Source organism: Sporosarcina sp. NPDC096371, assembly GCF_044762865.1.
Lineage (GTDB): Bacteria > Bacillota > Bacilli > Bacillales_A > Planococcaceae > Sporosarcina.
The window spans coordinates 796,198-811,223 of sequence record NZ_JBIWFE010000001.1 but is presented as its reverse complement, the minus strand read 5'-3'; the positions used below and the strand labels follow the sequence as shown (position 1 = coordinate 811,223).

Genomic DNA, 15,026 nt, shown 5'->3' with positions numbered 1-15,026 from the left:
ACCTATTAAGTATATCAATTTTCGAGTTCATTCACCATATGTTCAAGCGACACTTTTTTAACAGGTACATCCGGTAAAGAAGCTAGAAAACGCTGACCATAAGACTTCGTTTCAATTCGCCTATCCAAAATAATGAAAAAGCCCTTATCCGTTGAAGAACGGATGAGTCTACCAAACCCTTGACGCATCCTCATAACAGCTTCCGGCAAAGCAAACTCGTTAAAGGGATTCACTCCACTGGCTGTTAACTTAGCCGCTTTCGCTTTGAATACCGGCTCATCTGGAGATGAGAACGGCAGCCTGACAACAATGACAGCGGTTAATGCATCTCCCGGAACGTCCACGCCTTCCCAGAAACTATTCGTTCCAAAAAGAACGGAATTATTAAATTGTCTAAATGACTTCAATAATCGAATCCGGCTGCCCGAACTAATGCCCTGTGCAAAAAGTGCATAATCTTCTAATTGCTCGCTTTCCGAAATCAAATCATACGTCTTTCGCAACATATCCTGCGAAGTAAACAGTACGAAAAGCCTTCCGCCCGTTGCCATAACTGTTTGGACAACTGCATCTGCAACGGCTTCAATGTACTCCGACTGTGCAACATGTTGGATATCGGGCATATTGTCAACAATGAATATTTCAGCCCCTTCATAAAAATGAGCTGGCGCATCAAACGTTAACAGCGGGATAGAATCATCGATACCTAGCTGTCTGGCGATGAAACGTTCATTATCTTGGACCGCCAACGTCCCCGACGTCCAGACAATACCTGTCTGCTCCTCTTTCAGTCTGTCGATAAACGTACGAATCATAGGTGCACTATCCAATGAACGCTTGATAACAGCAAGGCTTCCCGGGATACTCCGCCGATCTTTTTCCATCCATACGGTATAATCATCTGAATCATTGTCCAGAAAGATTTCCACCCACTCACCGGCTTTGATGGTCATTTCCCGGACCCAAAAATCCCACTCAGAAAGTATTGCTTGCTCTTTTTTAGTTAAGTTATCTGTTTTGTTCGATAATCCGCGAGTAAATAGTTCGGCTTTTTCGATATACTCCGTCATTGCTTCTGTAACTTTTGAAAAATGGATCCTGCCGTCTCCCAATTTATCTAGCGGATAGACGATTCGATTGCCCTGTTGCTTTTTCTGAGCAATCGGTTGATAGGCAGTTAGTGTACTGACGGCACGATCAAACAATGCTGTAAACTTTATAAATAAGCCATCTAAGCGCTCTTTCTCTTGCATTCGGTCCGTGCCTAATCGTTTATGGAGGGCAGTTACCTGATGCAACAATTGTCCTGTTGCATCGGAGCCCATTTGCCCCATCACATACTTCCAATTTGTATAGGAAAACACAGTTTCATTCAACCGAGATGCCGTTTGTACGAATTGATGGGCTTCATCGACAACCAGTCCCGCCAGTTGGCTAAAAACTAGTTGACCACGATTTAAGTCGGACAAAAGCATTGCGTGATTCGTAATAATGATATTCGATTGTCCACATATATCCAATAGCTTAAAGTGATAATCAGCTACCTGTTCATCAGGGGCTAGGGCATTGGAACGCTTTCGAATACGATCAATAAACAGCTGTCCCCCACCTGAAACGTTCAACTCCTCCAAATCGCCTGTCACAGTTTCCGTCAGCCACACCAGAATTTGCATGATTGAAAACGTTTCGTCATACGACTCATCCGTAATACGTTGAAGTTCCTCAAATTTACCTAGGGAGATATACTGCTCTTTTCCTTTTAAAACCGTTGCCGTTACTGTTGACCCGAGCATTGAACTGATTTTGCTGAGCTCATCGTCTTTAATTTTATCGGCCAGATGGTTGGTAAATGTACTGATAACAACAGGTTTTCCTGTTTCGATTGAACGGATGGCCGCTGGCAAAAGATAGGCGGCCGTTTTGCCGATTCCCGTCGGTACTTCAGCAATTATTTCGGACTGGTTTGAAAGTGCACCCCATACCGCATCCATGAAACCAAACTGGGATTCCCTACGCTCAAAAGTCGGGAACGCTCTCTTTAGTAAACCTGTTTTCTGTTGTTCGTCAATCGGATACGTCGGCGTTTCAAAATGATCGGCTATTGCCACAGGTATGTTCCGATACGGGATCCCACGAAAATGTGAAAACTCCTGTATCCTACTTGCCGTCCGTGCTCGCTTTACAGCCTCATAAAAAAGTGTTGATAAATCAGATTTCAATCGGAAAGATCTGCGATGTAGAAGATTCAGCGTATCTTCAGGCAAACTGTGCATTTTCTGCATACAGGCCAGAAAGAGCTTGGCAGTTGCCTCTGCATCGTCATCAGCTCGGTGGGCAGACGCGAGCGGTATCCCTAAATCTTCCGTAATATCCTGCAATCGATAGCTCGCAGCAGATGGAAACATGATCTTAGATAGTTCAACCGTATCAATTTTTTTACCTACCCATTTACGAATGCCACATCTGCTAAACTCACTCTGTAAGAAAGACAAGTCAAAGTCTGTATTATGTGCAATGAAAACCGTTCCCTCCAACAGGTCGGCTACTTCCTCTGCAATTTCCTCAAAAAACGGCGCATCTGCCACATCATCATCCGCAATCGCTGTCAACTGACGGATAAAAGCAGGAATTTTCTGTCCTGGGTTAACAAAACGGACGTACTTATTCCCAATTATTCCATTTGTAATAAATACAATCGCTAGTTGAATAATCCGGTCCCCTTTGGTCGGTGAATGACCCGTCGTTTCCAGATCGACAACTGCATATGTTTTGTTGTCCACTCAATCATCAACTTTCTTAATCAAATACGCCTTGGCGTATTTGGCCCAGATTTTTCATCGGGTCTGCTCGATAAAAATCTGTGGCATCCGCCGACTGCGTCAACTTAATTCAGCAGGCTTTATGTATCCATTGGTTCGCCCACATCCGTTGCAAATTCTTGCCGCTTACAGAAGTTAGAAAACACTGCTGTTTTTTTAACATACTACTGCAAATTGTATCACATTTCATTGCTTGAAAACAAAGAAACCCCCATGAAATCGTTGCGTACCGATTCCATAGAGGTTCCGTAAATTAAGCGTTATGGGCAAGTCATCCCTTGCTTTTCTTTGATGACTTCTTTCACGCCATTATTTTCATCCATAATGAGAACGGTTGGTTCATGCGTCAGCGCTTCTTCGTTTGTCAGATAGACGTAAGACAGGATAATCACAATATCGCCACGTTGGACAAGTCTTGCAGCCGCCCCATTGACACAGATGACGCCACTTCCACGCTCTCCCGCAATGATATACGTTTCAAATCGTGCACCGTTATTATTATTAACGACATGCACTTTTTCGTTTGGCAACATCCCCGCTGCGTCCAACAAATCACTGTCGATTGTAATGCTTCCGACATAGTTTAAATCCGCTTCTGTTACGGTTGCACGGTGCAATTTACTATTCATCATCATTCTAAACATAATACTCATCCTTTTGTAGATATAATTATATTATCAATCAATCGTGTTTTTTCAAATTTCACAGCACACGCAATGATGACTTCACTCGTGTTATCAATGGCCTTAGTTAGTGCTGGGTATGCTAGCAACGATACATAGTCGATACTCCCTGAACTATTTGCCACGATATAATCCGATACTTGTTGTTCAATCTCATCGATGGGTAGTCCTTCAGCAACTAGTCGCGCCCCTTTTTGAAGGGCTTGTTGAATAGCTGGTGCTTCTTTGCGCTCGTCTTCCGACAAATGGACATTGCGGGAACTTTTCGCCAAGCCATCCTGCTCACGAACCGTTGGCACGCGAACAATTGTCGTTCTTAAGTTGAAATCACGAACAAAAGTCTCAATAATCGCAAGTTGTTGGGCATCTTTCATTCCAAAATAAGAATGGTCTGGATCAACAATGTTAAACAACTTCAACACGACTTTCAACACTCCGTCGAAATGACCAGGTCTAGATGCTCCACAAAGTTCGGCGGCTTGCGAACCTGGCAAAATACGTATGCCGCCTTCTTGCGGATACATTTCTTCCGGTGTTGGCATGAATAGAATATCAACGCCAGCTTCAGTCGCAAGACCCGCATCACGCTCTGCATCGCGAGGATACGCATCAAAATCTTCTCCAGGACCGAACTGTGCAGGATTGACAAAAATACTCATAACGACAACATCATTTTGCTTGCGTGCATGCTCTACAAGTGACAAATGTCCTTCATGCAAAAAGCCCATTGTTGGTACAAAGCCAACTGTCTGCCCTTGTCGCTTATTGCGATCGAGCAATGCTTGTAGTTCTTGTATCGTATGAATGATTGTTAATTTCGCCACTTTACTTACTCCCCTCTTGACCACCGTACAAAGCAACCAGCTCTTCTTCCTTCATCGTAAATCGGTGGCGCTCCGCAGGGAATGATTGCTCTTTTACAGCCTTTACATACTTTGTGATTCCTTCTTCGATGACTGTACCAACATCTGCAAATGCTTCAACAAATTTTGGCACGCGATGGCTACCGTATGTCACTGTATCGTGAAAAACAAGAACTTGCCCGTCTGTCCCTGCACCTGCACCAATCCCGATGACTGGAATAGAAACAGCAGCCGAAACTTCATCTGCCAACTGATAGGGAATACACTCCAACACAATCATACATGCACCCGCCGCTTCACTTGCACGCGCATCTTCAATGAGTTGCTGTGCAGCCGCCGCTGTCTTCCCTTGTACTTTGTAACCGCCTACCACTGCCGCTGATTGAGGTAGCAGCCCTAGATGTCCAACGACTGGAATTCCAACACTTGTCAGCAGACGAATCGTATCAATTACTTTTCCCGCTCCTTCGACTTTTAATGCATGTGCACCCGTCTGTTGGAATATGCGGACTGCCGCTGCAAGCGTGCTATCTTCAGAACCGTGATAAGAACCAAAAGGCATATCAACAACGATAAACGTATCTGTTGCCCCTCTTTTTACCGCTTTGCCGTGGTGGATCATATCATCCACCGTAACAGAAACCGTCGAATCGTAGCCAAGAACGACCATACCGAGCGAATCACCAACGAGTAGGACATCCACCCCCGCTTCTTCCGCAATCTTTGCAGAAGGATGATCATAGGCCGTTAGCATGACGATTTTCTCGCCCTCTTTTTTCATGTTAATAAAATCAAGTGTGCTTTTCATGTACTATTTGCTCCCTTCTTTTGGGAGAAAACCGAATATAAAAACCCTTCTAGCCAAAAATGGACAAAAGGGTTGTATCAACTAGTGATGGTTTCCTCCGTCCCTGTCTTTGTGAAGATCAAGGCAGATCCTATTGAATTTTGTGTATTTCCATGCAACAACAGGTGCAGCTCACGAATGATGCCACCCTTAAGAAACACTATAACAAATCCGTTGATATATGTATATAAATCGAAGTCAAAGTTCCGTCACATTCGTCAAAAACTTCAACATCATTCGGCAGGGATTTACATCCCTACCCAATTAGTTCGAAACTTCAATGTCCGCGGAATAAATGCCCCGTATTGACCCATCATCCAGTCTTAGTTCTAGGACACCTTCATCGGATATACCGAGCGCTGTACCTTCCAGCGTTTCATTCAACATCACTGCCCGAATCCGTTTTCCCGTCGCATTTGAATAGCCTTCCCACAACAGTTTAATAGGGCTAAAACCGTGCTTTTCATACATACTCGTATAGAGTTCAAGAAACCCAAGAATCTTGGCGATCAATTGTGCACGGTCGATAGGCTTACCGGCTAGGATTTGTAATGAAGTTGCAATGTCATGCAATTCTTCTGGAAATTCAACGAGTTCTTGGTTAACATTCATGCCAATACCAAGAATAATCGCTTTCACTTGATCGGGATCCGCTTGCAGTTCCGTCAAAATACCCGTCACTTTTTTACCATCTACTAAAATATCATTCGGCCATTTGATGGTCGGTTCAATGTCCGTCAATTCCTCGATGGCGCGTGTAACAGCAACCGCTGCGACAAGGGTCATCTGCGGTGCCTGTTGCGGCGTAAGCGACGGCCGGGAAATGACACTCATCCAAATCCCTTTTCCTGATTTAGAATTCCAAGGACGTGCCATACGTCCTCTTCCAGCCGTTTGTTCTTCCGAAATAATGACAGTACCATTAGCCACGCCCTTTTGCGCTTCCTCATGGGCAATTGTCTGCGTCGAAGTGCAGGTTTCAAAATAACGAATATTGCGACCAAAATCTTTTGTCGTCAAATGCTGTTGGACATTTGCTGCATTTACTCGATCGGGCGACGCAATAAGGATATAGCCTTTTTTACGAATCGTACCGATTTCATAGCCTTCTTTTTCGAGTTCTTTAACATATTTCCAGATTGCCGTTCTGGACAAGCCATGCTCATCAGCAATTTCCTGACCAGATACCGGTTCCCCGTTCGCTCCCAATAATCTTTTTAGTAATTCATCTTTCACAGTTGAATTCATGAAGAAACCATTCCTTTATGTTGTTTGGATTATTTTCACATATTCCGTGAAGAACGGCCATCGTGATTTTCCCAATCCATTCACCTGTCCATTTTCCGCCACGTAGCCCTGTCCACGTTAGCAAATCCTTACCCGTTACGGCCAAATCCGCAACCGATTGAATGGGCAACGATTGTTTTGCACTAGTGATTTCCACTTTGGACAATTCTTGATTCAACCGACCTTTTGCATGAACCAACTTTTCAACAAGCAGAAGAACTCCTAATTCAAATGCATAATAATCATCGAGCGTATACAAAGCAATTGATCTTTTGGCAAATGCCTGATGAACAGACGTTAAATACGACTTCTCTGCATTTGACAATCTGTATGCTTTAGCTACATCTGCTGGCGTAAAATCACCTGCAACCATCAAGCAAGCCCATCCCTCAATAGCCGTTTCAAAGGGGGATGTCTGATTAAGCACGTCCATTTTTGGAGGAAATAATGGCAAGTGACTAGCGAGCTCCGATTGTTGGATGAATTGAAATGCTTTCACGGGATTCTCGCCTTTAAACAGCTTATCCATCTCCGCTTTTAATCGTTCGACTGATATATATTGAATTTGTTGCGCATGGTCACGAATGGCTTCAAACGTTTCATCTTCGATATCAAAACCGAGCACCGATGTAAAACGGACTGCCCTAAACATCCGAAGAGCATCCTCCTGAAATCGATCCGCTGCATGACCAACCGCACGGATGATCTGGCGTGACATGTCCTGCTGACCACCGAATAAATCAATTAACTCGCCCTCTTTTGTCATAGCGAGCGCATTCATCGTGAAATCTCTCCGTAGCAAATCTTGACGCAAGGATGTCACAAACTGTACTTCATCTGGACGTCGATGATCACTATAGGTACCTTCCGTTCGATAAGTCGTGACTTCAAACGGTTCACCATTCATCAACACAAGAACTGTGCCATGTTCTGTCCCGATGTCTACAGTTTTCGGAAATACAGCTTTCACTTCCTCAGGTTGTGCAGAAGTGGCAATATCAATATCGGTTGCGGGTTTCCCCAAGACATAATCTCGGACTGCGCCACCAACAAAGACAGCTTCATAGCCTGCTTTTTCAAGTAAACGAATCACTTCACGACTCGACTCTGTTGCAAATTGAGCTGTCATCGACTTCCCGCCACTTCATAATACAGTTTTTCATACTGGTTCACGATCGTGGAAGAATGGAACTTATCAGCTACAGTCAACAAGCCATTTTCCTTGAATGTTGCATGAAGTTGCTCGTCTTTTAACAAGCGGAGTGCTCTTTCAGCAGCCATTGTCACATCTCCAAGTCCGACAAGAAAACCATTAACGCCATCCTCAATAACCTCCGGAATACCTCCAATAGCCGTTGCAACGGATGGAACCCCACAAGCAAGTGCCTCCAATAACACAAGACCAAATGCCTCTTTTTCTGACAATAAAAACGCGAGATCACTTATTGCCAGCAGTTCGGGCAAATCATCCCTCTTGCCCGTGAAAATCACATCTTCTTGAAGACCTAATTGACGAACTAGTTCTTCCATCTCTGTTCTCTCAGGTCCATCGCCTACCATCAACAATTTCGCATCCACTTCTTGCGTAACGAGGCGGAAGCTTTCAATAATATCGGGAATGCGCTTAACTGCCCTGAAATTAGAGATATGAATGATCACTTTTTCATCCTGGCTAATCCCTAGATCGCTTTTCAGCGTCCCTGGGTCAACTGGCCGATATTTATCTTCATCGATAAAATTATAGATGGTCAATAAATCTTTTTCCGGTTCAATCAATTCAAGCGTCTCCCGACGTAGTGATTCAGAAACAGCCGTCGTGATTGTCGATTTATTAATACCATATCGGACAGTATTGCGCAGTCCCGGATCATGTCCAAGAATTGTAACATCTGTCCCATGCAACGTTGTAATAACGCCAATCGTTGAATTCGCCATATCCTTCCCTAGCGCTGCGGATACTGCGTGTGGCACAGCATAATGCACATGTAACAGATCTAATTTTTCCGTTTCAATCACCTGTGCAATACGATTGGCAAGCGCAATATCATAAGGGGGATATTTAAAAACGGCATAACCATCGATTTTCACTTCATGAAATTGGATGTTGGGATGAACGTCGAGAAAGCGAAAAGGCTTACTCGACGTAATATAATGCATTTCATGTCCTCTATCTGCCATCATTTTACCAAGCTCGGTTGCTACAACCCCAGACCCTCCAAGGGAAGGGTAGCAGATGACACCCACTTTCAATTTTTCCAATCACAACAATTCCTTTCGCTCTATGTAAACTGAAACAAAGAATCCCATAGAGTCCACGTTGGCTAGCCCATGCAAGGTGCCTACGTTCAAGTCATATATGGATTCTATTGCTCAACATATAAATTTACAATGACTGTTTAGTCGATAATATTCTCAAGTCCATAGACAAGATCTTTCCTTGACATAACTTCGCGCGCCGCCATCAGGATACCAGGCATAAAGCTATTGCGGTCAAATGAGTCATGACGAATCGTAAGTAGTTCACCTTCACCGCCAAGTAGCACTTGTTGATGCGCAAGAAGGCCCGGCAATCGAATACTATGGATTTTCATCCCTTCAACATCGGCACCACGTGCACCAGCTTGATGTTCCTGCTCCTCGGGATGTCCTTGTACATGTGGCTCTCTGACATTCATAATCATTTGAGCTGTTTTCACGGCTGTACCCGATGGTGCATCAAGTTTCCGATCATGGTGCATTTCAAGAATTTCAACATCGCCCAGATAGCGTGCCGCCATGACAGAGAATTTCATCATCAACACCGCACCAATCGAGAAGTTCGGCGCGATAATACTACCGACTTGCGCTGAAGATGATAATTCAGATAAAATCTCAATTTGATCCTTCGTAAGCCCTGACGTCCCAACAACTGGGCAGATTCCTAGGGCGATTGCCTCTTTAACATTGTTGAAAACCGCATCTGGATCGGTTACATCGAGAAGGACATCTGGATGAGTTTCTGCTGCCAAGTCGGCAAGTGATGTGTAGAATGGGACTCCTACACTCTCTTCAGTGATTACCGAGTTATGTAAATACATTCCTTCATATTTGTAATCCAGTGCTGCAACAACTTCCAAATCAGGCGCTGCTGTAATTGCCTGTAGTGCAGCACCACCCATTCTTCCTCTTATTCCTGCAATCGCGATTTTTATCATTGTGTTTCCTCCTTTTTTGTCCACCGATCTGCATCGCGGTCTTTAAATTTATCCATCACAGTCGTCAATGCCTTTTCTAAGCTAATCCCTTGCGAATTGGCAAAACAGACAAGAACAAAAAATAAATCTCCTGTCTCTTCTTCTAGCGAACGGACCGCCTCACTAGATTTTTTCTTTTTCATCCCGTATACATGTTGCACTTCTCTCGACAATTCTCCAAGTTCTTCAGTCAATCGAGCCATCAATTCCATTGGAGGGAAATACCCTTCTTTAAAACTGCTTATGTACAAATCGACTTCCTGTTGTAGCTCTTCCATATTCTTAGATGACTCCATTTTATTCAACTCCCTCTCCTATCGTATAAACTTACAACACTATTGTCAAAATATAAAATATAACTGATAATAACACCATGGCCTAACTAAGAAAGGTGTGCAGTAAATGCTTGACGGAATTAGATTAAAAAATATTATTTTCATCATTATCGGCGCTGCCATCTTCAGTTTCGGACTCGTCCATTTTAATATTCAAAACGAACTTGCCGAGGGCGGTTTTACGGGGATTACCCTTATTTTATTATTCGCGTTCAATTGGGACCCTGCTATCATGAACCTTGTTTTAAATATTCCAATGTTCCTCATCGGTTGGAAATTGTTAGGGAGACGGGTCTTCATCTACACAGTGATTGGCACAGTAGCAGTGTCTGTCTTCATCAAAATCTTCATGGTCTATCAGATTGATATTCATCTAAAAGATGATCTGTTCCTTGTTGCATTGTTTGCCGGCGTTTTCATCGGGATTGGACTCGGCATTATTTTCAGGTACGGCGGCACAACAGGCGGTGTTGATATTATCGCACGTCTTGGTCATAAATACATGGGGTGGAGCATGGGAAAAACAATGTTCATGTTCGATGCACTCGTTATCCTTGTATCTTGGGCCGTCTATTTGGATCACCGCTCCATGATGTATACACTTGTTGCTTTATTTGTCGGTGCTCGCGTCATCGATTTTGTTCAAGAAGGTGCCTATGCAGCGCGGGGTGCTTTCATCATCTCCGAATTCCAAGACGAAATCGCAACGAAAATTGCAGCTGAAATGGAGCGTGGTGTCACGGTCTTTAGAGGCTACGGTCATTATACGAAGGCCGACCGGGAAATCCTCTACTGCGTCGTCGGCAGAAATGAAGTCATGCGCTTGAAAAACATCATTACCTCCATCGATCCACATGCGTTCGTATCACTCGTCGACTCACACGACGTTATGGGCGAAGGCTTTACATTAGATGAACAGAAACGACCTCTTGAGCGATAAATGGAAATAGACCTCCCAAAAAAGCATCGGACTAAGCACCGATGCTTTTTTTAAAAATACGATTAACTTTTCAACTAATTCACTATTCCATTCAAATAATGGTTAATTATTCAAGTCGTTATCTAGAAAGGATTTTTTTGATTTCTCGTTTCCTTGTGTATCGTATTGTACATCTCGTTCTCTTTTTAACAACAATATAAGACCCATAATTGTTGTAATAATACTAATGATTACGAGTGAATAACCGACTTCTGATTACCCACCAGAAATTGAAACTGAAATAACATTAGCACTATATAAGATGGCAGATATCAGGAGAAAAATAGCCCCTATAAAATTTTGCATCATCTTAATTACTTATTAGAATTATTCCACTCGACTTCCATATTAACACAATTAGAAGCGCATAGCTGTTGTTAATTTTGATAGTACCTATCATATTTATCTTTCATTTTCTTTTTAAACGAAAAAAAAAAAAATCCGTCTCTCTGTTGAGGACGGATTTTCAATATACTTAGTCTCTGTTCGTAAAAATCATCAAAAGACGGACCAATTCCATTACAGCTACGGCTGCTGCCGCAACATATGTCATTGCTGCCGCACTCAATACTTTCTTCGCATGTGGTTCTTCTTCGTTACGAATAATATTAAGCTCAACAATTTGATTCATCGCACGAGTCGATGCATTAAATTCCACTGGCAATGTAACCAGTTGAAAAACAACCCCGACAGCAAGTAGTGCAATACCTACACCAAGTAGTGCGTTCATACTTGAGAAAATAATCCCAATCATTATGAACACCCAAGACGCATTTGACGTAATGCTAGCTACAGGCGCTAAACGGTGGCGGAAACGAAGAAATGAGTAAGCTTCTTTATCTTGAATGGCGTGTCCGACCTCGTGGGCCGCAACAGCTGTACCTGCAACGGATGCTTCATGGTAGTTCTGTGGGGACAAGGCAACAATTTTCGTCACCGGATTATAATGATCACTCAAGAAACCTTGACTTTCCACGACTTGTACGTCATGTAAACCGTTATGATCTAAAATGCGACGCGCTACTTCCGCCCCAGTCATACCAGAGGTAGAACGGACTTTCGAATATTTTTTATACGTACTTTTCACTTTAAATTGAGCATAAAGTGGCAAGATAATAATTGCCGCCAAGTAAAACCAAAACATAAACGATTTCCTCCCTTTTCTCTATATGACCTATTCTATAACGGAAGAACAGCTACTGCAAGTTTTTACTATTGCTGTATAACAGTCGTCAATCTTCTCCTCCATAACCAACAAGCCAGCAGTATACAAGCTATTGATAGCCAGAAGGTAAAGTAGCCGATTTGGTCCATGTATATCATCAAATCACCATAGATAGGCATCTGCCCAAATACATAGTCGATCACGTCATTATGAAGTGTCCAGACAGCCGCTATCGCAATATGGACAAAACTAAACCGATAGAGAGGACTATAAAGAACGGCTTGAAGGGCCATCGCAAAATGCGAACCAACAAGCATCCAGCCCACCGGACTGAGTTCCCCCGTTTCAACAAGCGTTAAGATATTCATGACCACTGCCCATAGCCCATATTTAACGAGTGTAATAAGCGCAAGTGCCTCGATTAACTTGAAGTTCCGTCCAATAAGCCAGCCAATAATTGCAAGTGTGAAAAATAAGCTTGCTGTTGGACTATCTGGTACAAAAATCCAAAATTTAGGCTCAGTGTTTTCCAATTGCCACATATACCAGTCATAGCCATACACTGTACCAAGCAAGTTTACAAATAACAAAATCCAAAGAAACGATTTATGTGAAAGAATGAGCCAAACCCTTTGTATTAAAAAACCCATAGGCACCTCTCCATGAAAATCTTATTATATATACAAAAAAGAGTCAGTTTCCTGACTCTTTTTACGTACTTCTACTTACTCGCTTTTCAAACCTTCGATAAACTCCGCAAGGGTTTGCAGATCTTCATCAGATCCTTCCCAAGTTCCCGGTGGCATATCTCCTCGACCATCATGAGCGATTGTAGTAATTTCTTCAGCTGTCAAGCCAGTATTTATTAATGTCGGACCAAGTGCACCTTGGAAAGCATCCCCGTGACAGTTAATACATGAAGCGCCTGCATAGATTTGGTAGCCTTCAGACTCCGTATCGTATTCAACTTCTTCAACAATCGCACCAAGTGCTGCTTGCTTTTCCCAGTCATGGTTCACAACAGATTCCCATGTCAAATAGAACAAAGCAACAAATGTAAGTAACATAAATGCCGTTGGAAGTGGACGTTTGAATGGACGACGTTCTTTCGAAGTATCCATAAATGGCACAAGCATCAATGCGCCAAATGCCAGTCCTGGCATAATAATTGCACCAATAATATTATAAGGTCCGGAAGCAAATTCATACTTCAGTAACTGATACATGGAAAGGAAATACCAGTCTGGAACCGGCGTATACATCGTATCCGTTGGGTCCGCTTGACGTTCAAGCGGTGACGGATGAGCAACTGTTAATATTAAATAACCGATTAGGAAAACGGCACCAATCATCCATTCCTTCAAAAGGAAGTTTGGCCAAAAAGCTTCTGTTTTCCCCGGATATTCCGAGTAATCTTTCGGGACGTTCGGCATTTTGTTCGTAGCCTTAATGCGCGAATCTCCGACAAATTTCATCCCTTTTCCGCGTTGCATGGTGTCCCCTCCTTTACTATCTCTTTAAAATCCTCTTCCCTCTTATAGAGGTCCAGAAATACCTTGTCTTCTGATCATGATAAAGTGTGCTGCAAGCAACCCAAGCAAAGCAGCTGGTAGGAAGAATACATGAATCGCAAAGAAGCGCGTCAATGTTTGTGCACCTAGAATCGTTGAATCCCCTGCAAGCAGAATTTTGATCGATTCTCCGATGAATGGAACAGAAGCCGCAATTTCAATACCTACTTTTGTAGCAAATACTGCTTTCATATCCCATGGTAATAGATAACCTGTGAAACCAAGTCCAAGCATAACCATAAAGATCAATACTCCGACAACCCAGTTCAGTTCACGTGGCTTCTTATAAGAACCTGTGAAGAATACACGGAGCGTATGTAGAAACATCATAACGATAACAAGTGATGCTCCCCAATGGTGCATCCCACGCACAATCTCACCGAATGCTACTTCATTTTGAAGGTAATAAACGGATTTCCATGCATTTTCAATGTCCGGTGTGTAATACATTGTAAGGAACATACCGGATAGAATTTGGATAACCGTGACGAAAAACGTCAGGCCACCGAAACAATAAATGAATGCAGAAAAGTGATGTGCAGGGTTTACGTGCTCAGGTACTTCGTGGTCAGCGATATCGCGCCATATCGGGGTGATATCCAACCGTTCGTCAACCCAATCATAAATTTTATTTAGCACTTCGGTCGTACCCCCTTACAATTTTAAACTAATGTGTTCGGTTTTGTTACTCCGAGATACACGAATCCGTCTACGACATTAACTTCATACTCGTCAAGTGGTCCCGTCGGTGGTGTTCCTGGTACGTTCTTACCATCTTTCGTATAACGACCTGCGTGGCATGGACAGAAGAACAAATCTGGCTTCGCCTCGTCACCAGCCCAGCTCACCGTACAACCTAGGTGTTTACATACAGGTGAAAGTGCGATAACTTTGTCGCCTTCTTTATAAACCCAAGCAGTGTTTGACACGTCAGATTTATACCAAGCATCTTTTCGATCCTTAATTGTGAAGTCGACACGAACTGGAATATCCGTAAGGTCGGCCACTTTTTGCGAAGTCGGGATGAAGTCTCCACCCGTTGACTCTTGCAAGACAGGATCAATCGCAAAGCGAATCATCGGCATCAGCATTGCAGAGGCCATAAATCCACCAGTTCCCATAAGTGTATAACTCATGAATTGGCGTCTTGACACTTTGTTGCTCATCATTTTCCCTCCTCTTACTTAAAGGTCAGTCCAACGGACATATTTTTGCTAATTGTAATACTAGGACATATCTATGAT

The 15,026-nt window shown here is 43.1% G+C and carries 15 protein-coding genes; 1 reads left to right on the top strand and 14 read right to left on the bottom strand.

Annotated features, from left to right (window positions below):
• Positions 1-14 precede the first annotated feature (14 nt).
• The 9 genes from dinG to ACIQ0H_RS03720 form a co-directional block, all read right to left on the bottom strand.
• The gene (gene dinG, locus ACIQ0H_RS03760; protein WP_403411115.1) at positions 15-2,780 is read right to left on the bottom strand and encodes an ATP-dependent DNA helicase DinG; all 2,766 of its coding nucleotides are present in this window, start codon (positions 2,778-2,780) and stop codon (positions 15-17) included.
• A 299-nt stretch (positions 2,781-3,079) separates the two neighbouring features.
• Positions 3,080-3,463, bottom strand: coding sequence for an aspartate 1-decarboxylase (gene panD, locus ACIQ0H_RS03755; RefSeq protein WP_403411112.1), 384 nt, complete (start codon positions 3,461-3,463; stop codon positions 3,080-3,082).
• 5 nt (positions 3,464-3,468) lie between these two features.
• Positions 3,469-4,326: a pantoate--beta-alanine ligase gene (gene panC, locus ACIQ0H_RS03750; RefSeq protein ID WP_403411109.1), complete on the bottom strand. Its 858-nt coding sequence runs from the start codon at positions 4,324-4,326 to the stop codon at positions 3,469-3,471.
• Position 4,327: 1 nt separating this feature from the next.
• The gene (gene panB / locus ACIQ0H_RS03745; RefSeq protein WP_403411106.1) at positions 4,328-5,173 is read right to left on the bottom strand and encodes a 3-methyl-2-oxobutanoate hydroxymethyltransferase; all 846 of its coding nucleotides are present in this window, start codon (positions 5,171-5,173) and stop codon (positions 4,328-4,330) included.
• A 303-nt stretch (positions 5,174-5,476) separates the two neighbouring features.
• The gene (locus ACIQ0H_RS03740; RefSeq protein ID WP_403411103.1) at positions 5,477-6,460 is read right to left on the bottom strand and encodes a biotin--[acetyl-CoA-carboxylase] ligase; all 984 of its coding nucleotides are present in this window, start codon (positions 6,458-6,460) and stop codon (positions 5,477-5,479) included.
• Positions 6,438-7,628, bottom strand: a complete 1,191-nt coding sequence (locus ACIQ0H_RS03735; protein ID WP_403411100.1) for a CCA tRNA nucleotidyltransferase — start codon at positions 7,626-7,628, stop codon at positions 6,438-6,440. Before ACIQ0H_RS03735 ends, ACIQ0H_RS03740 begins: the two co-directional genes overlap by 23 nt.
• Entirely contained in the window at positions 7,625-8,758 is a 1,134-nt protein-coding gene (gene bshA, locus ACIQ0H_RS03730) for an N-acetyl-alpha-D-glucosaminyl L-malate synthase BshA (RefSeq protein ID WP_403411097.1), read from the bottom strand. The genes ACIQ0H_RS03735 and bshA overlap by 4 nt, the downstream gene beginning before the upstream one ends.
• Positions 8,759-8,895: 137 nt before the next feature.
• Entirely contained in the window at positions 8,896-9,693 is a 798-nt protein-coding gene (dapB, locus tag ACIQ0H_RS03725; protein WP_403411094.1) for a 4-hydroxy-tetrahydrodipicolinate reductase, read from the bottom strand.
• Positions 9,690-10,028: a nucleotide pyrophosphohydrolase gene (locus ACIQ0H_RS03720; protein WP_403411092.1), complete on the bottom strand. Its 339-nt coding sequence runs from the start codon at positions 10,026-10,028 to the stop codon at positions 9,690-9,692. Before ACIQ0H_RS03720 ends, dapB begins: the two co-directional genes overlap by 4 nt.
• 106 nt (positions 10,029-10,134) lie before the next feature.
• On the opposite strand from ACIQ0H_RS03720, the gene ACIQ0H_RS03715 reads away from it, so the two are divergent.
• Positions 10,135-11,007 carry a YitT family protein gene (locus ACIQ0H_RS03715; RefSeq protein WP_403411089.1) on the top strand — a complete coding sequence of 291 codons (873 nt, stop codon included), beginning with the start codon at positions 10,135-10,137 and terminating at the stop codon, positions 11,005-11,007.
• A 514-nt stretch (positions 11,008-11,521) separates the two neighbouring features.
• On the opposite strand, the gene ACIQ0H_RS03710 is transcribed toward ACIQ0H_RS03715, so the two are convergent.
• The 5 genes from ACIQ0H_RS03710 to ACIQ0H_RS03690 all read right to left on the bottom strand — a co-directional run bounded on the left by ACIQ0H_RS03710 (position 11,522) and on the right by ACIQ0H_RS03690 (position 14,951).
• The gene (locus ACIQ0H_RS03710) at positions 11,522-12,190 is read right to left on the bottom strand and encodes a zinc metallopeptidase (RefSeq protein ID WP_403411086.1); all 669 of its coding nucleotides are present in this window, start codon (positions 12,188-12,190) and stop codon (positions 11,522-11,524) included.
• A 68-nt stretch (positions 12,191-12,258) separates the two neighbouring features.
• A complete protein-coding gene (lhaT, locus tag ACIQ0H_RS03705) occupies positions 12,259-12,861 on the bottom strand; it encodes a lipoprotein heptaprenylglyceryl N-acetyltransferase LhaT (RefSeq protein WP_403411083.1) in 603 nt (200 codons plus the stop codon).
• A gap of 75 nt (positions 12,862-12,936) precedes the next feature.
• The gene (locus ACIQ0H_RS03700) at positions 12,937-13,704 is read right to left on the bottom strand and encodes a menaquinol-cytochrome c reductase cytochrome b/c subunit (RefSeq protein WP_403411080.1); all 768 of its coding nucleotides are present in this window, start codon (positions 13,702-13,704) and stop codon (positions 12,937-12,939) included.
• A 42-nt stretch (positions 13,705-13,746) separates the two neighbouring features.
• Positions 13,747-14,421 (bottom strand): menaquinol-cytochrome c reductase cytochrome b subunit, encoded by a 675-nt coding sequence (qcrB, locus tag ACIQ0H_RS03695; RefSeq protein ID WP_340738598.1) that lies wholly within the window; start codon positions 14,419-14,421, stop codon positions 13,747-13,749.
• A 23-nt stretch (positions 14,422-14,444) separates the two neighbouring features.
• Positions 14,445-14,951 (bottom strand): QcrA and Rieske domain-containing protein, encoded by a 507-nt coding sequence (locus tag ACIQ0H_RS03690; protein WP_403411077.1) that lies wholly within the window; start codon positions 14,949-14,951, stop codon positions 14,445-14,447.
• Between the last annotated feature and the right edge of the window lie 75 nt (positions 14,952-15,026).